The sequence below is a fragment of the Bifidobacterium favimelis genome (assembly GCF_037963085.1).
Taxonomy (GTDB): Bacteria; Actinomycetota; Actinomycetes; order Actinomycetales; family Bifidobacteriaceae; genus Bombiscardovia; species Bombiscardovia favimelis.
In genome coordinates, this window is sequence record NZ_JBANDZ010000001.1 from 1021818 (window position 1) to 1039967 (window position 18150).

16 protein-coding genes are annotated in these 18150 nt (G+C 63.3%); 14 read left to right on the plus strand and 2 right to left on the minus strand.

Annotation, left to right across the window (positions count from 1 at the left end; translation table 11 throughout):
- The first annotated feature begins 124 nt into the window (after positions 1-124).
- The 12 genes from pgsA to V6584_RS04205 all read left to right on the plus strand — a co-directional run bounded on the left by pgsA (position 125) and on the right by V6584_RS04205 (position 11347).
- On the plus strand, positions 125-799 hold the full coding sequence (pgsA, locus tag V6584_RS04150; protein ID WP_340469192.1) for a phosphatidylinositol phosphate synthase: 675 nt from the start codon (positions 125-127) through the stop codon (positions 797-799).
- Between the two features lie 8 nt (positions 800-807).
- Entirely contained in the window at positions 808-1836 is a 1029-nt protein-coding gene (locus tag V6584_RS04155; RefSeq protein WP_340469193.1) for a phosphatidylinositol mannoside acyltransferase, read from the plus strand.
- Positions 1833-3032 carry a glycosyltransferase family 4 protein gene (locus V6584_RS04160; RefSeq protein WP_404802589.1) on the plus strand — a complete coding sequence of 400 codons (1200 nt, stop codon included), beginning with the start codon at positions 1833-1835 and terminating at the stop codon, positions 3030-3032. Before V6584_RS04155 ends, V6584_RS04160 begins: the two co-directional genes overlap by 4 nt.
- Before the next feature lie 122 nt (positions 3033-3154).
- Complete coding sequence (locus V6584_RS04165; RefSeq protein WP_340469195.1) at positions 3155-3913, plus strand: YebC/PmpR family DNA-binding transcriptional regulator; 759 nt, start codon at positions 3155-3157, stop codon at positions 3911-3913.
- Positions 3914-3917: 4 nt separating this feature from the next.
- Complete coding sequence (gene ruvC / locus V6584_RS04170; protein WP_340469734.1) at positions 3918-4499, plus strand: crossover junction endodeoxyribonuclease RuvC; 582 nt, start codon at positions 3918-3920, stop codon at positions 4497-4499.
- An 86-nt stretch (positions 4500-4585) separates the two neighbouring features.
- A complete protein-coding gene (gene ruvA, locus V6584_RS04175) occupies positions 4586-5197 on the plus strand; it encodes a Holliday junction branch migration protein RuvA (protein WP_340469196.1) in 612 nt (203 codons plus the stop codon).
- Positions 5198-5264: 67 nt separating this feature from the next.
- Entirely contained in the window at positions 5265-6305 is a 1041-nt protein-coding gene (ruvB, locus tag V6584_RS04180; RefSeq protein ID WP_340469735.1) for a Holliday junction branch migration DNA helicase RuvB, read from the plus strand.
- Positions 6306-6414: 109 nt separating this feature from the next.
- Positions 6415-6915 carry a preprotein translocase subunit YajC gene (yajC, locus tag V6584_RS04185; RefSeq protein WP_340469197.1) on the plus strand — a complete coding sequence of 167 codons (501 nt, stop codon included), beginning with the start codon at positions 6415-6417 and terminating at the stop codon, positions 6913-6915.
- 153 nt (positions 6916-7068) lie between these two features.
- On the plus strand, positions 7069-7653 hold the full coding sequence (locus V6584_RS04190) for an adenine phosphoribosyltransferase (protein ID WP_340469198.1): 585 nt from the start codon (positions 7069-7071) through the stop codon (positions 7651-7653).
- Positions 7654-7717: 64 nt separating this feature from the next.
- A complete protein-coding gene (locus V6584_RS04195) occupies positions 7718-9124 on the plus strand; it encodes a cell division protein PerM (RefSeq protein WP_340469200.1) in 1407 nt (468 codons plus the stop codon).
- Between the two features lie 54 nt (positions 9125-9178).
- Complete coding sequence (purH, locus tag V6584_RS04200) at positions 9179-10762, plus strand: bifunctional phosphoribosylaminoimidazolecarboxamide formyltransferase/IMP cyclohydrolase (protein ID WP_340469202.1); 1584 nt, start codon at positions 9179-9181, stop codon at positions 10760-10762.
- A 102-nt stretch (positions 10763-10864) separates the two neighbouring features.
- Positions 10865-11347: a hypothetical protein gene (locus V6584_RS04205; protein ID WP_340469203.1), complete on the plus strand. Its 483-nt coding sequence runs from the start codon at positions 10865-10867 to the stop codon at positions 11345-11347.
- 119 nt (positions 11348-11466) lie between these two features.
- Here the strand turns inward: V6584_RS04205 and V6584_RS04210 are convergent, their stop codons facing one another.
- The gene (locus V6584_RS04210; RefSeq protein ID WP_340469204.1) at positions 11467-12585 is read right to left on the minus strand and encodes an MIP/aquaporin family protein; all 1119 of its coding nucleotides are present in this window, start codon (positions 12583-12585) and stop codon (positions 11467-11469) included.
- Positions 12586-12807: 222 nt separating this feature from the next.
- On the opposite strand from V6584_RS04210, the gene V6584_RS04215 reads away from it, so the two are divergent.
- A complete protein-coding gene (locus tag V6584_RS04215; RefSeq protein ID WP_340469205.1) occupies positions 12808-13581 on the plus strand; it encodes a pseudouridine synthase in 774 nt (257 codons plus the stop codon).
- Positions 13578-15707: a bifunctional cytidylate kinase/GTPase Der gene (der, locus tag V6584_RS04220; RefSeq protein WP_340469207.1), complete on the plus strand. Its 2130-nt coding sequence runs from the start codon at positions 13578-13580 to the stop codon at positions 15705-15707. The genes V6584_RS04215 and der overlap by 4 nt, the downstream gene beginning before the upstream one ends.
- Positions 15708-15797: 90 nt before the next feature.
- Here der and V6584_RS04225 read toward each other — a convergent pair whose 3' ends face one another.
- Positions 15798-17474 carry a leucine-rich repeat domain-containing protein gene (locus V6584_RS04225; RefSeq protein ID WP_340469208.1) on the minus strand — a complete coding sequence of 559 codons (1677 nt, stop codon included), beginning with the start codon at positions 17472-17474 and terminating at the stop codon, positions 15798-15800.
- Positions 17475-18150 lie beyond the last annotated feature (676 nt).

Sequence of the window (18150 nt, forward strand, 5' to 3'; positions counted from 1 at the left end):
GGGTTCGGGGGCAGGCGGGTCCGCCCCCGAACCCGGGTGAATACGGCTCGGGCCGGCAATCTCGCCGGTCCGAGCCGGGAGGGGTAACCTTCTGATATGGACCACCACTGAATGAGGTGAATGAATGTTCGAACACTTGCGCGGCCCCTGGAAACGGATCATAGCCCCCATAGCCCGCGGCCTGGTCCGTATCGGGGTCACGGCCAACGGGGTCACGGTCATCGGAGCCGTCGGCACGGTCCTGGTGGCAATCGCCACCGGTCTGACCGGCTGGCTCCTGCCCGGTGCCATCGTTCTGGCGATTCTCGTGGCCTTCGACTCCCTGGATGGTTCCGTGGCCGCCCTGACCAACGGCGGGACCCAGTTCGGCGCCTTCCTTGACTCCACCCTCGATAGGATCGCCGACTGGGCCGTCCTCGCAGGTGTGATCATCTACATGCGCAGGCACGAGATCGCCTGGGTGACCTCACCCGACCACCAGGGGTTCGACGTCTGGGCGCAGATAGGCATTTACGCCTCCCTCTTCGCCATCATGACCTCCTTCGTCACCTCTTACGCCCGCGCCAGGGCGGAGGCCGAAGGTTACGAGGCGAAAAACGGCATCGCCACCAGGTCCGATCGCCTGGTCATCATCCTGGTGGGCATGGCCCTGACGGGGGCGGGGCTTCCCCTGGCCGTCCTCTCCTGCTTCCTCCTCCTTCTCGACCTTCTGGGGGTGGTGACGGTCTGGCAGCGCATCAGTGCCGTCTCCCGCAGCATGAGCAAGCATCCCAGGCCGGCCGACCCCAGCCACGAGTAAGGAGGGGCATGAACCGCCTGCTCATCCTTGCAGCCCGTTATTCACGTTGGATACCCGAGACCTTCCTGAGGGGCCTCTTCCTCATGGCGGCGGACCTGGCCTGGTTCTTCCACCTGGGCGGGGTCGGGCAGCTTGAGAAAAACCTGGCGCACGTCCTGGCCGTGCCTGACGGCGATGAGGCCGATGGACCACGGAAGGAGGGCGGGGGGCCTGCCTTGGACCACAGGCGGTTGCGTCATCTGTCCCGTCTGGGGATGCGTTCCTACTTCACGTATTTCAGCGAGGCCCTGACAGTCGGTGCCCGGGACGAGGATACCCTCCTGGCCCGAGTGAGGGGGGCGGGTAGCGGGTATCCCTCCCCGGCGAAGAGGGATATCGGCATCCGGTCGGTCCCCATCGGCATGGGTCACCAGGGGAATTGGGACTACGCCGGCTTCTGGGCGGGGAAGAGGGTCTCCCCGGTGACCACGGTCGCGGAGAAGCTGAAGGACAGGGCCCTCCTCGAGACCTTCGCCGACATCCGCCGGCGATTGGGCATCAACATACTCCTGACGGGCGAGCCCGACATCACGGGAAGGCTGACCCGCCTCCTGGAGGGCCCGGGCCAGGTGGTCCCGCTCCTGGCTGACCGGGATCTGAGCCGCAACGGGGTCTTCGTCAGGGCCTTCGATTCCTGCATTCGTGTGGCCGCAGGCCCGGCCGTCATCGCCCTGGATTCGGGCCTGCCCCTGTACACGGTGAACATGTACCGTGAACGGCTGAGCGGGGACCGCCGCAGAAGGGCCGGCACCCCTTACGGTTATGTCTGCCGGATAGACGGACCCATCGATGTGTCGCCCTTCGAGGATCTTCCACGTGACCAGGCCGTCCAGGAGCTGACGCAGGCCTGGGTGGACGCCTGGGCAAGGGGGGTGCGCCAGCACCCGGAGGACTGGCATATGCTGCAGCCGATCTTCATTGACGATCTGGACCTCTCGAGGATGCACGGGGTGCCGGATTCGGTGAAGGCCATGGCCGGAAAGGGGGAGCAGTCGTGAGCAGGAACCAATCAGCCTCCGCCACCGCAGGTGAGCAGGGGGACCCCCTGGCGGGGCGTCGTCTCCGTATCGGCATCATCTCGCCGTATTCCTTCGAAACCCCAGGTGGGGTCCAGCTCCACATCAGGGATTTCGCCGAAGAACTCATGGAGCGGGGGCACCAGGTAGAGGTCCTGGCTCCCGGCAGGAGGACCAAGGACATGCCCCTGTGGGTGCGGACCACCGGCAGCTCCTTCGCCATCCCATACAACGGCTCCGTGGCCAATCTGAGCTATTTCGGATCGGCTGGCAGACTGACCCGCCAGTGGGTCCGCCAGGGCCGTTTCGACCTGGTACACCTGCACGAACCGGAGGTGCCCAGTCTCAGTCACAAGCCCCTGATCAGGGGGTTCTCACCCTGCCCCTACGTGGCCACCTTCCATGCCTCGTTCGACAGCTACCCTTTGGCCCTGCGGCTTACCCAGCCCTACCTGAAGGCCTACCTGGCCAACATCCGCCAGGCCATCTGCGTCAGCGAGGCCGCCCTGCGCACGGCCCACCGCTATCTGAGCCCAAGCATCGAGACCCAGATCATCCCCAACGGCATCAAGGCCGATTTCTTCGCCGACGCCCCGGTCAACCCCCGCTGGACGGGTACCGACCAGGCCCCAACCATAGGCTTCCTGGGAAGGATGAACGAGGACCGCAAGGGGTTCAAGGTGCTGGCCCAGGCGGCGCTCGACGTCCTGCCATCCCACCCGGGCGCCCGTTTCCTGTGCGCCGGTGACGGGGAGGAGTCGGCCAGGGAGGTCCTGGAGAAAACAGACCCGTCGTTGGCAGACCACTTCGAGTTCCTTGGAAGGATCAGCGACGAGGACAAGGCCTCCTTCTACCGCAGCCTCAGCATCTATGTGGCCCCCCAGATCGGCGGGGAGAGCTTCGGCATCGTCCTGACCGAGGCCATGTCGGCCGGCTGCCCTGTCGTCGCTTCGGACCTGGACGCCTTCTCGGCGGTCTCCCAGGAGGGAGAAAGCGCCTGCCTCTTCGCCACGGGTGACGGGAGGGACTGCGCCGGTAAAATCTGCAGGGTCCTGGACGATCCGGCCGAACGGCGCCTCCTCTCAGCCAGGGGGAGGCGGAGGGCCCGGATCTACGATTGGGACCACGTGACCGAACAGGTCCTGTCGGTGTATGCCAAGGCGCTCGGCCAGGTCTGAGGGCCGGCCATCCACCTTTCACCCGCAACGAAGTGCCCCCGGTCGCCTCTTGCCCGGACTATCATTGTCAACCAGCCAATTTAGAATCATATCGTTTACGTATCCGCATCGTCAGGAGCAATATGTCAGGGCATTCAAAGTGGGCCACCACAAAGCACAAGAAGGCCGCGATCGACGCCAAGCGCGGCAAGCTCTTCGCCAAGCTCATCAAGAACATCGAGATAGCCGCGCGCACCGGTGGCGGCGACCCTGACGGCAACCCCACCCTCTACGACGCCATCGTCAAGGCCAAGAAGTCCTCGGTCCCGGCCGACAACATCACCAGGGCGGTCAAGAGGGGTTCCGGCGAGGAAGCAGGCGCAGCCAACTACGAGAGCATCGTCTATGAGGGCTATGCACCTGCCGGGGTGGGCATCATCATCGAGTGCCTGACCGACAACCGCAACCGTGCGGCCGCAGAGGTCCGCTCCACCCTGACCAAGGGGGGCGGCTCCCTGGCACAGAACGGTTCCGTCAGTTTCAACTTCGAGCGCAAGGGCCAGATCGTGGTCCCCTCGGAGGGAACCGACTACGACACCGTCTTCGAGAAGGCTGCCGAGGCGGGCGCCGAAGACGTGTCCGACGACGGGGAGACCTTCACGGTGACCACGGCCCCGGGCGACATGGTGACAGTGCGCAAGGCCCTCCAGGATGCTGGAATCGACTATGATTCGGCCGACCTGGTCCTTGTCCCCAAGACCGAAGTGACCCTGGACCTGGATTCAGCCCTCAAGGTCAACAAGCTGATTGACAATTTGGACGACCTGGACGACGTCCAGGAAATCTACAGCAACTGGACGGCACCTGACGAGGTCATGGCCCAACTGGACGACGAAGAGTGAAATGATGATCGTCCTCGGCGTCGATCCGGGACTCACCCGGTGCGGGGTCGGTGTCATAGAAGCCGGTGCCTCGCGCCGGCTTTCCTTTATCCATGTGGATGTCATCCGTTCAGATCCCGCCCAGTCCCAGGATCTCCGTCTTCTGGCCATATACAACGGTCTGGTGGGGAAGGTGGAGGAATTCAGCCCGGACGTGGTCTCCATCGAACGGGTGTTCGCCCAGGAGAACAGGAACACGGTTCTGGGGACGGCACAGGCTGCCGGCCTGGCCATGCTGGCGGCGGCCCAGAGGGGGATTCCGGTTGCCCTGCATACACCCACCGAGGCCAAGATGGCCGTGACTGGCAACGGGCAGGCCGACAAGGTGCAAGTGGAACGGATGGTGGCCCGCATGCTGGGCTTGAACACCCTGCCCAAACCGGCCGACGCAGCCGACGCCTTGGCCCAGGCCATCTGCCATGCCCTACGCCCCGCCGGTGCCCTTCAGGGGGGAGAACGGGAGCAACACCTGACCGCAGCCCAACGCCAGTGGGCTCTGGCCGCCTCAAAGGCCTCCGGACAGGGCAGGGTCCACAGGGACATGTAGTCTGATTCGAACAGGTGTTCGATTGCTTGTATGCCACGGAAGACAGGCGTGAGGCGACGGGCATCCAGGGAATGCGGAGGTGAAGGATGCTGGCCATGCTGAAGGGCTCGGTGGCGGCCGTCGAGACCGGGATCGCGGTGATAGACGTGTCGGGCGTGGGCTACGAGGTCCACATGCCGCAGACCGACCTGGCCTCCCTGAGAGGCGGGATGCCTGTGACCGTGCATACCTCGCTGAACATATCCCAGGATGCCGTCACCCTTTACGGCTTCCTCTCCAGGGGGTCGAAGACCCTTTTCACCCAGCTTCAGAAGGTCAGCGGAATAGGTCCCAGGGTCGCCCTCTCCATCCTCTCCACCCTGACTGCGGACCAGCTGGCCAAGGCCGTCAGCGAGGGCGATGCGGCCACCCTTTCCAGGGCCCCGGGCCTGGGGAAGAAAGGGGCCCAGAAGATCATCCTGGAACTTTCCGGCAGGTTGGATCTTGAAGAGATGGGTTCGCGGGTGTCCTCGACCCCACTTGACCCGGCCATGGGCAGGGTGGTTGAAGGCCTGGTCTCCCTGGGCTGGCAGCAGCACGATGCCCAGCGGGCCGTGGAGGGGGTCTGCAGGGAGGAGGGCTATCCGACCCCACTGGCCGAAAAGGAAATACCGGCCGTCCTGAAGAAGGCCCTGACCTCCCTGGACAGGGGGAGGTAAGGATATGAGCGCACAGGATTTCGACAAGGACGGGATTGCGCAAGGGGGAGACCTCCCGGAAGGCGTCATGGCAAACCACGATGCCAACGAGGAATCCCTGAGGATGGTCTCGGCGCGTCCCATGGAGGGGGAGCCGGTCAGTGATGAGGAGCTGCGGCCGGACAGCCTTGACACCTTCATAGGCCAACCCCGTCTCAAGGCACAAATGGGTCTCTTCCTCAAGGCCGCCCGCAAACGTGACGTCCCTCCGGACCACATCCTCCTCGCCGGTCCGCCCGGTCTGGGCAAGACCACGCTGGCCATGATCGTGGCGCACGAGCTGGAGGTCCCGATTCGGATCACCTCCGGCCCGGCGGTCCAGCATGCCGGCGATCTGGCATCCATACTGAGCTCCCTGGAAGCCGGGGAGGTCCTCTTCATCGACGAGATCCACCGCCTGCCCAGGGCCGCCGAGGAGCTCCTCTACATAGCCATGGAGGATTTCCGGGTGGATGTGATGGTGGGCAAGGGACCCGGTGCCTCCTCCATCCCCCTTACCCTGCCACGGTTCACGGTCATAGGAGCCACGACAAGGGAGGGGATGCTCCCCTCCCCGCTGCGGGCCCGCTTCGGTTTCACCGCCCACCTGGACTTCTACCCGCACGAGGAGCTGGAGAAGCTGATCGAGCGCTCGGCCGGGGTCTTGGGCATCCGTCTGGAGGGCGACGCGGCACATCAGCTCTCCCTGAGGTCCCGGGGGACACCGCGAATCGCCAACAGGCTTTTGCGCAGGGTCCGTGACTGGGCCATCGTCCACGATCTGCCCTCCATAGGGCCCGATGATGTCCAGGCCGCCCTTGCCCTCTATCAGATCGACTCGGAGGGACTCGACCGTCTCGACCTGGCCGTGCTCACGGCCATCGTGACCAGTTTCGGCGGTGGACCTGTGGGTTTGAACAACCTTTCCGCCATGGTGGGGGAGGAGGCGGAGACCGTGGAGACGGTCTGCGAACCCTACTTGGTCCGCGAGGGCTTCCTGGTCAGGACGCCCAAGGGAAGGGTGGCCACGGCCAAGGCCTGGGAACACCTGGGCAAGACCCCTCCCAGTGATGTCATGAAGCTGTTTTAAAATGAAAACCTCGGGCAAGGCCCAGAAATGTCGGTATAAGCCGACCAAATGTTAGGAGTCCACAAGAATCATGCCACTTTCAGCTTCGCAGTCCGCAGGCTCCGCCCCTATGGGCTCTTTCCTTGTCATGATCATCATCATCGCGGTGATGTTCGCCTTCATGTGGTTCTCCAACAGGAAGGTAAAGCAGCAGCAATCTGAGGTTCAGGACTTCCGGCAGAGCCTGGAACCGGGCACGGAGGTCTCCACCAACAGCGGCCTGCTGGGCACCGTGGTCTCCGTGGATTTGGAGAAGGAGCAGGTGGTCATAGACTCCGACGGCTCCAAGTCCCGCTGGCAGCTCCGGGCCATCACCAAGCCCCCCATCGTCCCTGCCTACGTCCATGACGACGAAGTGGACGAGGAGGGCAACCCCCTCCCTGTGAAGGAGGACGAGGAAGGGGAAGCCCAGGGAGAGGAGAAGACATCTCAGGAAACGTCTTCTGAGACGTCTGAAGAGTCCCTCGGCAGCCCTGACCCGTCAGATCGCGAGAGGACGGGTACCCCGGTGGAGGGCCCTTCTCAGGGAGATGCCGATCCGGAGCAGAAGTCCCAGGAAACGCAGGACTGATTTCCCGCCGGCAGGTCGAAGAGGAACCTGTGATGGGGAAGGCGGCCCTCCACGTCGGAAGGCCCCTCCCCATGCCCGCAAGGGCCGGTTGATGCCCGTTTATGCGCGCACCGATCATGCAGGTCATCACAGCACAGGCACAGAAAGAAGATAATGAACAGCTCGGAAGACATCAGTTTCAGCTACCCCGAGGTGATCGGGGAGCAGGATGCCGCTTACCTGATATCGCTGATCAGAACCATCCCGGATTTCCCGAAGAAGGGGATTCTCTTCAGGGACTTCATTCCGGCCCTGGCCGACCCCAGAGGGCTCTCCATCCTTCTCAAGGCCATGATGGAAACGCTTCCGGTGCCTGCCGACCAGTTCGACGCCGTGGCCGGCCTGGAGGCTAGAGGCTTCCTCATAGGTCCTCAGTTGGCCACATCCTTGGGAAAGGGTTTCCTGGCCTTGCGGAAGAAGGGGAAGCTTCCCCCGCAGACCTTCGGCCAGGAGTACTCCTTGGAATATGGCAGCGCCATGATCGAGATGGAAAAGGACTGCCTGCATGACGGGGAGCGGGTCCTGATCGTGGACGACCTCATCGCGACCGGGGGTTCCGCCCAGGCGGCCGCCAAGTTGATCGAACAGGCCGGCGGCCAGGTCGCGGGCTTCAGCTTCGCCATGGAACTCGAGGGCTTGGAAGGTCGCCATTCACTTGACCGGTATCCCGTCACGACACTGATGACCATGCCGGCCTGACCCTTATGCAGGTGGTATGGTGTCCTTGCGGGATTCATTGAAAGTCTGAAGGGCTGTCAATCACATGATCAAACGTGCCGGGGTTTGGTTCAGGGGCCTCCTTGTAGCCTGCATGGCCATGCTCATATTCGGCATAGCCTTGTCGGCCTGTCTGGCCTTCATCCTCCTGGTCGTCTCCATGGAAACCGGTGGTCCCTCCCTGTCGTCGGCCTCCCTGCCCCTGACCGCCAACGTCGTCCTTCTGACCCAGGGCAGCGGCTTCACGGCCGGGTCGATCACCCTGACCATCACCCCCCTCCTGCTCACCATCGGCCTCATGGCACTCATACGATCCCTGGCCCTCCGATGGACCCCCACCATGGGGGGGTGCCTGCTGGGCACGGCGACCTGGATCCTCATCAATCTGGTCCTCGTCAGATGGACGGCCGCCCCACCCGTGGACACGGACCTCGCCGTGGCCGCCAAGACCGGGGCCTGCTTCCTGATCGGCTACCTCCTGGCCCTCCTGGCCTCCGCAGGTTTCCGTGAGAAGGCGCATGACCTCATCTGGTCCCGCATCCACCCCACAGTGCAGGCGGTACTCGGAAAGTCGGCGTTCATGTCCCTGGCCGTCCTCGGGACCTGCCTGGCAATCGGCCTGGTCACGACGCTCTGGTGGGGGATCCAATACCGGCATTCCGTCATCAAACTCTTCACCATGACCAGGATGGGGACGTTTTCGGCAGTCGTCACCAGCATCGCCTTCCTGGCCTGGCTGCCGAATCTGGCCATCTGGGCCTTCTCCTGGCTGACCGGCGGCGGATTCCGTCTGGGCAATCTGGCCACCTTCACCCTCTGGTCGGGTCAGGCGCGCAACCTCCCATCCCTCCCCTTCTTCGGGCTCTTCCCGGACCCCGTCACAAATCAGGGCCTGAGGACGGCCCTTCTGGCCCTCCCCCTGGCCATCGGCCTGGTCACAGGTGCCCTCATCCTCCTGTCCGCACGGGGGTACAGCCTCTGGGGCCGTCTGCACCGCGGGGATGTCTGGTCCGGTGAATCCCTGTCGGCATTCATCCTGTCAACGGCTGTCATCATATTGACCTGGGCCCTGACCACGGCCGGCCTGGCCCTGGCCTTTCAACTGTCAGGAGGCTCCCTCGGGCAGGAGAGGCTGAAGAGGGTCGGAGTCGAGACAGCCGCAGCCACCCGCACGGCGGCAAGAGGACTGGCTGCCGGCATGATGGCGGTCTGGGTCCTGGTCCTGGTCGCCGCAGCACTGATCTACGCCGTGCAACGCCTTGTTTCCTGGTTCCGGGGCCGGAAGACAGATCTTCCCCCAATATCTGGCGGACCGGATGAAGGCCTGGCGCCTGATGAAAGCCGAACACCTGATGAAAGCCGAACACCGGATGAAAGCGGGACGCCTGAGGATGAGGGGTCGAAGGGCCGACCCCGGTCGGTCCGAGGAAGCGCCGGCTCCAAAACCGGCTGAACCTGTCGTTCCCCAAGTTGCCTTCAAGCACATCCACCAACCGAAGGAGCCGCAATGACAACATCCAGCCGACCAATCTCAAGGGCCCTGGTCTCGGTCTCCGACAAGGGGGGTCTGGATATCCTCGCATCCGCCTTCGCGCGGGCGGGCACCCGGGTCGTTTCGACCGGTCGCACGGCATCCATCCTGGCCGATATGGGAGTGGATGTGACCCCGGCCGAGAAGGTGACGGGATTTCCGGAGAGCCTGGACGGCCGGGTGAAGACCCTGGATCCCCATATCCACGCCGGCATCCTCGCCGACATGGACAACCCCGACCACGTCAGGCAGTTGAAGGAACTGGGCATCCTTCCATTCGACCTGGTAGTGGTCAATCTCTACCCCTTCCAACGGACCGTGGAGGCCGGGGGAAGTGAGGACGCCTGCCGGGAACAGATCGACATCGGGGGGCCGGCCATGATCCGCGCCGCCGCCAAGAACAACGCCAGCGTGGCAGTCATCACCGATCCGACGGACTACCCCCGGCTGGCAGACAGGATCGTATCGGGCCGGGGGTTCACAGCGGCTGAACGCAGGGGGTTGGCCGCCAAGGCTTTCGCCCTGACTGCCGCATACGACGCTGAAGTGGCCCGCTGGGCCGCCTCCACCTGGTCGGACGAGGCCGGCCGGACCGCCCCCTCCCGGCTGACTGCCACATGGGAGCTGGCCCATAAGCTCAGGTACGGGGAGAATCCACACCAGACCGCCGCCCTCTATAAGGAACCCGATGGGCGGGGGCTCGCTTCTGCCGCCCAGCTGAGCGGGGCCAAGGCCATGAGTTTCAACAACTATGTCGACGCGGATGCGGCCTGGCATGCGGTCTGGGACTTCCCCGACCGTCCGGCGGTGGCCGTCGTCAAACACTCCAACCCCTGCGGTCTGGCCCTTGGTGATGATATAGCCCAGGCGCACAGGAAGGCCCACGCATGCGACCCCATGAGCGCATACGGCGGGGTCATCGCAGCCAACCGCACCGTCGACCTGGCCATGGCACGACAGATCAAGGGGATCTTCACCGAGGTAATCGTCGCCCCCGACTACGAGCCCCAGGCCCTTGCACTTCTGGAGACCAAGAAGAACCTCCGCATACTCAAGGTGGGTAATCCTCCCTCCAAGGGGTGGAAGATGAAGACCATAGACGGGGGACTCCTGGTCCAGTCCGCTGACCTGCTCGATGCCGACGGCGACGATCCATCCGATTGGAGGCTGGTCTCGGGTCAGGCGGCGGACCAAGGGACCCTGGCCGACCTGGAATTCGCCTGGAGGGCCATACGGTCCGTCAAGTCCAACGCCGTCCTCCTGGCCCGGGACGGAGCCACGGTGGGCATCGGGATGGGCCAGGTCAACCGGGTGGACTCCAGCCACCTGGCCGTGGAACGTGCCAATACCCTGTCTCCGGGGCAGAACAGGGCCAGAGGTTCCGTGGCCGCCTCGGATGCCTTCTTCCCCTTTGCCGACGGGTTGGAATACCTGATTGATGCGGGAATCTCCGCCGTGGTGCAACCAGGCGGCTCCATCCGCGATGAGGAGGTGATCGAGGCGGCCAGGAAAGCCGGCATCACCATGTACCTGACCGGGACCAGGCACTTCATGCACTGAGGGGGACCAGTGTACGCCGCCGGTGACACTGACGGGTAGCCCTGATAGGGTGGCAACTGGAATGTGGAAAGTTGGCAGTCTCACGGATGGAGGCCTGCGTCGATGGTAACGGTGGCGCGTCACGCACGTCGAAAGGGCGGGGGAGAAGCCCCCCTCCCTGATTCCGCAGACCGCTCTGACATCGGCCCCGACAGGGGGCGGCAGGGCGGGCGCGGACAGGTGCCGCCTGCCGGGAAGGAGGCAGGCCTGCAAGAGAAAGTCCCTGTCTCCCGCTCCCTCCCGCTCCCGACCAGCCAGGAAGCCACCGGGCGCTTATACGTTTCCGAGGCCGGTGAAGGCAATCCCGCATGCGAATGGGTTGTGGCCATCCTAGTAGTGGCCGCCGGCCTGCTGGCCCTGGCGGGGAGGACCCTGGCGGCGACGGTCCTGGTATCCACAGTGGCCCTGGCCACCGGACTGGTCCGTCTGGTCATGAGGGAACACAGTCCTTGGAAGGTCAGATCGGTCGCTTTCGACGCCACCATAGGCATCGGGCTGGGAATCGGTCTGATGATCACCTACTTCAGCATCCAACTCATGCTCTGACCACCTTCCGTCCCGTCCTCACATCACAGGATGCGGCGGAATTCGGCTTCCACTGGATCACAGCAGATGAGCCCGCCCGCGGACATGTCCGCGGGCGGGCTCATCGGACTCGGTGGGTTTCAGGCCGCGTGCCTCCCGTGAATCCCCTGGGACTGATACCCCTCGACGGTCGTCGATTCTCCCGCGGCACCTTCGGCGGGATCCACCCTGGGGTCACCTTCCCCTTCCTGGGCATCCTGGTCGAAGACCTGGTCGGAGCCGTCCGGCTCCTCCGAGAAGCCCACGGAACCCTGGAGAGGGTCGCTGGCGGCCGATCTGGCCGATTCCTTCAACATATCTGCGATGATGCAGAAAAGCCCTACGATGGCTGCAGCCAGGAGGGGGCAGATCCAGAAGATCCACAGCTGGCCGAGGGGGTCGACGGAGGACTTCTTGAAGTGGGCGAAGACGGCCACTCCGGTAGACCGTGCCGGGTTCAGACCGCTCCCGGTGACCAGATAGGTCAGGAAGACGCCGGCACCATAGGCCAGACCCATGTAGAGGGCGTGACCGTGGCGGGGCCGGCCGTTCCTCCTCATCGTGGCCACTGCGGTGCCGACCACCAGCAGGCAGGCCATCAGTTCGGTCACGACGGCCATGGAGACGCCGAAGGTGAGTCCGGACTTTGCCAGATAGGGTGAAGAGGGTGAGGCCTTGCCGAACCCGTTGACGCTGAATGCCAGCCAGGTTTCCGCCGGCACGCTGCCGCTGGTGGGCAGTATGGCCAAGACGCCTCCGGCCGCGATCGCACCGATCATCTGGGCCACGATGTAGACCAGGCCTTCCAACCAGCCTGTTTGTGAGGTGAACATGGCGGCGACCGTGACGGCCGGGTTGAAGTGGCCTCCGGAAACCCTCCCCAGCATGGCCGTGACCCCGGCATAGACCAGGACGGTCGTCAGGGCGACCAGGATGACATTGAGTCCCAGGACGGCCCCGCACAAGGAGTAAATCAGATAGATCATCGAGCAGATCAGGAATGTCCCGGCCAACTCGGCGGCGGCTCCTATCCACATGGCGGCCGGCTGCCTGGCGGCGGCCGCACCGGCGGACCGGTCAGGCATGACGGTCACGTCAGCCATGACGGCCTCGTCCGATCCATCTTCCGTAAAGCCTTGCGGCGGCTCGATCGTGGTCTCGGTCGGAATGTCGGGAACCTGCCCGTCGGCTTCCGACCTCATGGGTGAATCTGAGTCCATCTTTTCCGTCCCTTTCCTCTCCCCGCACCGGCGGGGCCGAATATCACGTATCAGCCTACGCCGAACCATGGGATGAAGTCATACGCCGCCTGGTATACTTGCTTTGTTTTCCGCTGCCCGGCTCTGCCTGCAGAGGAATCCGCCGACCGTTCCGGACACCCTCCGGAGCCGGAATCGGCAATTACGAGTCATAGATTTCAGGAAGGCCACGTTGGGAGAACGATGCCACATCCATATTCACACGCCATGAAAGCCCAAGAGGACACCGAGGAGGGCATCCGCCTCCAGAAGGTCCTGGCGCAGGCCGGATACGGCTCCAGGCGCAAGTGCGAACAGATCATCACCGAAGGCAGGGTCGAGGTGGATGGCCAGCTGGTAACCGAGCTGGGGAGCCGGGTGGATCCGGAACATCAGCAGATCCGTGTCGACGGTTCGAGGATCCACTTCAACGACCATCACATCACATTGGCCCTCAACAAGCCACGCAAGGTCCTGTCCGCGATGGAGGACCCCAAGGGGAGGTTCACCCTCCGGGACATCATCGGGGACCGTTACGAGAGGGTCTTCCACATGGGCCGTCTGGACTACGATTCCGAAGGCCTCATCCTGATGACCGATGACGGAGAACTGGCCCAGCATGTCATGCACCCCAAGTACGAGGTGGAGAAAACCTACATAGCGACCGTAAAGGGCCACATCGGGGGGAACGTCTGCCGCAGGCTGGTCACCCAGGGGGTGGTTCTGGATGACGGCCTGATACGCCTGGACCGCTGCGCCATCCTGGATCACAATCGTGAGCACACCATGGTCAAGGTGGTCATTCACTCGGGCAAGAATCGTATAGTGCGCCGCATCTTCGGCGCCATCGGTTACCCGGTGGTCCGTCTTGTGCGCACCCAGATCGGTCCCATCAAGCTGGGGGAGGTCAAGCCCGGCGCCTACCGGGTTCTGTCCAATGCCGAGATCAAGTCCCTCGACAAGGAGGTGGGACTGTGATAACAGTAGCCATCGATGGACCTGCCGGTGTAGGCAAGTCCTCCACTTCGCGGGCCCTGGCCCGCCACTTCGACCTGGCCTATCTGGACACGGGCGCCATGTACCGGGCCTGCGCCCTCTGGTGCCTGCAGCAGGGGCTGGATCTGGACGTGGACATGCCCGATGAGCGGGCCATCGTCGAGTCCGTGGGCTCCCTCTTCACCGAGGACCACCTGGACATGGGCCTGGACCCTGCCGCCCCCTCCGTCAGTCTCGACGGTCGGGATGTCAGTCAGGAGATACGATCCTCCCGGGTATCCAACCATGTTTCCGCCGTTTCGTCCATACCGTCCGTCAGACGGATACTGATCGCCGCCCAACGGGCTTACATCGCCGGCCAGAACGAGGAGGACTCCTTCTCCCAAGGGAGGGGCATCGTGGCCGAGGGCAGGGATATCACAACCGTGGTGGCCCCCGAGGCCCAGGTCCGTGTCCTGCTGACAGCCAGGGAGGATGTCCGCCAGGCCAGAAGGGCGGCCCAGTCCAAGGGTGCCAGCCCGACAGGGGCCGAGAACCTGGCAGCCCGTGATGCCAAGGACTCCAAGGTGACCAGCTTCCTGCAGGCCGCCGATGGGGTGACCACGGTCGACAACTCCGACCTGACCTTCGAACAGACCCTGGATGTCCTCGTGGGGCTGGTCCAGGAGGCCCTGGACCAGGACTCATATGAGGACTACGCCCGTGTCCTGGAAGACTATGAACTTGAAGAGGGAGACCGCGCCCTCCTGACAGGGGAGGCAGGGGAGGCGAGGGCGGAGGACGCCCCCCGCCCCGTCGGCGTCCTGGCCGTGGTCGGCAGGCCCAACGTAGGTAAGTCCACCCTGGTCAACAGGATTCTGGGACGCAGGGCGGCCGTGGTGGAGGACACGCCCGGGGTGACCCGGGACCGTGTCAGCTATGAGGCCGAATGGGCCGGGACGGATTTCAAGCTGGTCGATACCGGAGGATGGGAGACCGACGTGGAGGGAATCGACTCCGCCATCGCCTCCCAGGCCCAGGTGGCCGTCTCTTTGTCCGATGCCGTCATCCTCGTGGTGGACGGTCAGGTGGGCATGACCGCCAGCGACGAACGGATCGTCAAAATGCTGCGCTCTGCGGGCAAGCCCGTGGTCCTGGCCGTGAACAAGCTGGATGACCAGATGGCCGACTATACGGCCGGCGAGTTCTGGAGACTGGGCTTGGGGGAACCTCACGCCATCTCCGCCATGCATGGCAGGGGTGTGGGAGACCTCCTGGACGCCGCAGTGGATACGCTCAAGCGGGCCGAGAAGACCTCGGGCTTCCTCACGCCCGGAACCCTGCGGCGTGTGGCCCTGATCGGCCGCCCCAACGTGGGCAAATCCTCCCTGCTCAACCAGCTGGCCCACGAGGAGAGGGCCGTGGTCACGGACATCGCCGGGACCACCAGGGACCCGGTCGATGAGGTCATCAACATGGACGGCCAGGACTGGCTCTTCATCGACACAGCCGGAATCAAACGCCGCCCCCACAAGATTTCGGGTGCCGAGTATTATTCCAGCCTGCGCACCCAGGCCGCCATCGAACGTTCAGAGCTGGCCCTTGTGCTCTTCGATGCCTCCCAGCCCATATCCGACCAGGACCTCAAGGTCATGAGCCAGGCCGTCGACGCCGGTCGGGCCGTCGTCCTGGTCTTCAACAAGTGGGACCTCCTGGACGACTTCGGCCGCCAACGTCTGGAACGCCTCTGGACCACCGAGTTCGACAGGGTCACCTGGGCCGAACGCGTCAACCTGTCGGCCAAGACAGGTTGGCACACCAACCGCCTGACCCGGGCCATGGACACGGCCCTGGCCTCCTGGGACAAACGGATTCCCACCGGCAAACTGAACTCCTTCCTGGGCAGGGTCCAGGCCTCCCACCCCCACCCCCTGCGCGGGGGCAAGCAGCCACGCATCCTCTTCGCCACCCAGGCGGCCACCAGACCCCCCAGGTTCGTCATCTTCGCGACCGGCTTCCTGGAACACGGCTACCGCCGCTATCTGGAGCGCTGTCTGCGTGAGGAATTCGGCTTTGAAGGCTCCCCGATCCAGATATCGGTCCACATCCGCGAAAGGAAGCGGAAGTAAATCCACGATAGGCCTTCACCGGAGATGAAAAGTCCCGCGGAACCGGAGAAACCGGATTCGCGGGACTTTTTCAATCCACTACCTGCAAGGTCAGACGGACTCCTTGCGGCGCATGGCCATTCCAACCGCCAGGCATATTCCTGCCGTCAGGACCGCGGCAAGACCACCTGCAGCCACAGGAAGCCACGCGGCACCTGTCCTCGCCAGGCCACCCTTATCAGCAGGGTCGGATGCAACCTCCTGATGGACAACGGGCTTTGACGGGGTTGTGGGGGTTGGGGTAGGTGTCGGAGGAGTCGGAGGTTCCGGAGGAGTCGGCGGTTCCGGAGGAGTCGGAGGTTCCGGAGGAGTCGGAGGTTCCGGAGGAGTCGGCGGTTCCGGAGGAGTCGGCGGTTCCGGAGGAGTCGGAGGTTCCGGAGGAGTCGGAGGTTCCGGAGGAGTCGGAGGTTCCGGAGGAGTCGGAGGTTCCGGAGGAGTCGGCGGTTCGACGGCCTTGATGCGCCATTGGGCGTAGAGGGTCATATCTGCATTGATGGGCGTACTGAAGTCGAACGGTTGCGTACCGGCCTGATCCTCCGTCCAATCGACGAAATCATAGCCTTCTCGAGTCGGGTCGGCTGGTTTCGCATCACCGATTATCCCGCCCTGGGCCAACAGCTGACTGGGGACCGGCGAACCGCCCTGGGAATCGAAAGTGACGGTCACCGAAGGCTCCACCTGCCGCTGAACCCAACCTGAATAAGTGTAGGAATCACCTGTCGGCAGGGTCGAGTCATAGGCAAAGGAAAGAGTGTAGTAGCCGGCGGTTCTGGATGGCCAGATGACGGTATGCGTCGACTCTTGGAAGGTCCCTCCGTCCGTCAACAACTCGGTCACAGGGGCATAGACTCCCGCGTTTGCGTCGACAAGGGCAGTCGGTACTTCCACCGTCTTGCCTGGTTCGGCCAGAACACTATCGTGAACCACCACCTGGTCGGTCAGATCAAGGATGGAAAGATTTGGCATACCTCTGAACCCGGCCAGATTGGTCATGTCTGCAATCTGGTTGTTCCTAAGGTTCAAGATCTCCAGCTTGTCGAGATTCGCAAATGGGGCCGGATCTGTGATCCTGTTGCCATAGGCTTCGAACCTGTTCATGTTGGTCAACCGGGAGAATGGAGAGGCGTCACTTATCGAGTTGAGACTGACATCCAGTGTCTTGATGCTCGCCAGGGAACCCAGTGGACCGGCATCCTCTATCGTATTCACGCGCAGATCGAGATAGCCCAGCTTGGACCCCATGTTTTCCAGGGGGGTCAGGTCGGATATCCGATTGTTGGCCAGCACCAGGCTTGTCAGATTGGTCAGGTTCCTGAGCGGGCCAAGGTCGGATATCTTGTTGTCGTCCAGATTGAGGCTGGTCAGCTGGGTCATGGACGACAGGGGGGAGAGGTCCGTAAGTGAATTGAAGTTGAGACTGATATCGGTTACCCTGGTCAGTTCCTGGATGCCTTCAATATTGTGGATCCCCGACCTCCTCAAAGAAAGGGAACCAGAGATCTGGCTGTCTGCCGAACTGAGGACATCTGTGGTGGTCTTGCCGAAAACCTGAGCCATCCGGGAAGCCAGATTCGGGTCCGGGAAGCAATCGGCTATGGTACTGGTGTCAGGTGTGCAGGACCGCACGGCAGCGGCGGCGTCGGCGTGGGCCGGAACCGCGGGGGCGGTGCCATGCAGCCCCAGAAAGAGCAGTATCGTGAAGATGATTGCACTCATCTTCTTTGTCATGGAACCAGTTCTCATTGGTTTCACCCTTCATGTTTCATGTATTGCCGACCGGCATCAACCCCCCCTGTTGCAGTCCGGTCGTATCCCCTTACGAGAAGGCAATGGGTTGAGCATACCATCACCAAGACGGCGTGTCTTTACATGGAATGTTGCCATCGGAGTGCTATGGGCTACTGCTGAAGCGGTTTATGCCCAGAGGGGTTTCGCGTTAAGAAGAAAAATCCACCTGGTCTACAGTCCTTCGATTCGGCTCATACGGGGAAATGGGCACTTTTCCGACAGGTTCCGAATAGGGCAGGAGGGCCTGAAACCGCCTGGCTTTGGTGAAGCCACATCTTCGGCACCTGGCTGTGACCGTCGTTTAGGTGGACTGACATCATACAGGTCCGGTGGAAGACAAGGGGAAGGGGAGACAAAGGGAGGTGGAGACGATGCAATCCCTCCGATCTGAGCGGCTTTCCCCTGCTTTGGTTCCGCCGATTCCGTTCACTGGCCGACTGAGAAGCCCGGCAAAGGCGCATGCAGCCCTAGGGGAGCCGACGATGGGGACCATTCAGGCGACCAACAGATGGCAGCGATGGGGGAGAGTAACCTGTGCATCCATCGTCAGAGGGTGCCGGGTTCCACATTGCCAGGTCTTCCTCATCGGCCCGTCACCGCCGTTAAAACGTGCGGA

Bases quoted from the DNA above. Each gene is read 5' to 3' on its own strand.
- pgsA (WP_340469192.1), top strand. From the start codon at position 125: ATGTTCGAACACTTGCGCGGCCCCTGGAAACGGATCATAGCCCCCATA.
- V6584_RS04155 (WP_340469193.1), top strand. From the start codon at position 808: ATGAACCGCCTGCTCATCCTTGCAGCCCGTTATTCACGTTGGATACCC.
- V6584_RS04165 (WP_340469195.1), top strand. From the start codon at position 3,155: ATGTCAGGGCATTCAAAGTGGGCCACCACAAAGCACAAGAAGGCCGCG.
- ruvC (WP_340469734.1), top strand. From the start codon at position 3,918: ATGATCGTCCTCGGCGTCGATCCGGGACTCACCCGGTGCGGGGTCGGT.
- ruvA (WP_340469196.1), top strand. From the start codon at position 4,586: ATGCTGGCCATGCTGAAGGGCTCGGTGGCGGCCGTCGAGACCGGGATC.
- ruvB (WP_340469735.1), top strand. From the start codon at position 5,265: ATGGCAAACCACGATGCCAACGAGGAATCCCTGAGGATGGTCTCGGCG.
- yajC (WP_340469197.1), top strand. From the start codon at position 6,415: ATGGGCTCTTTCCTTGTCATGATCATCATCATCGCGGTGATGTTCGCC.
- V6584_RS04190 (WP_340469198.1), top strand. From the start codon at position 7,069: ATGAACAGCTCGGAAGACATCAGTTTCAGCTACCCCGAGGTGATCGGG.
- V6584_RS04195 (WP_340469200.1), top strand. From the start codon at position 7,718: ATGATCAAACGTGCCGGGGTTTGGTTCAGGGGCCTCCTTGTAGCCTGC.
- purH (WP_340469202.1), top strand. From the start codon at position 9,179: ATGACAACATCCAGCCGACCAATCTCAAGGGCCCTGGTCTCGGTCTCC.
- V6584_RS04205 (WP_340469203.1), top strand. From the start codon at position 10,865: ATGGTAACGGTGGCGCGTCACGCACGTCGAAAGGGCGGGGGAGAAGCC.
- V6584_RS04210 (WP_340469204.1), bottom strand. From the start codon at position 12,585: ATGGACTCAGATTCACCCATGAGGTCGGAAGCCGACGGGCAGGTTCCC.
- V6584_RS04215 (WP_340469205.1), top strand. From the start codon at position 12,808: ATGCCACATCCATATTCACACGCCATGAAAGCCCAAGAGGACACCGAG.
- V6584_RS04225 (WP_340469208.1), bottom strand. From the start codon at position 17,474: ATGACAAAGAAGATGAGTGCAATCATCTTCACGATACTGCTCTTTCTG.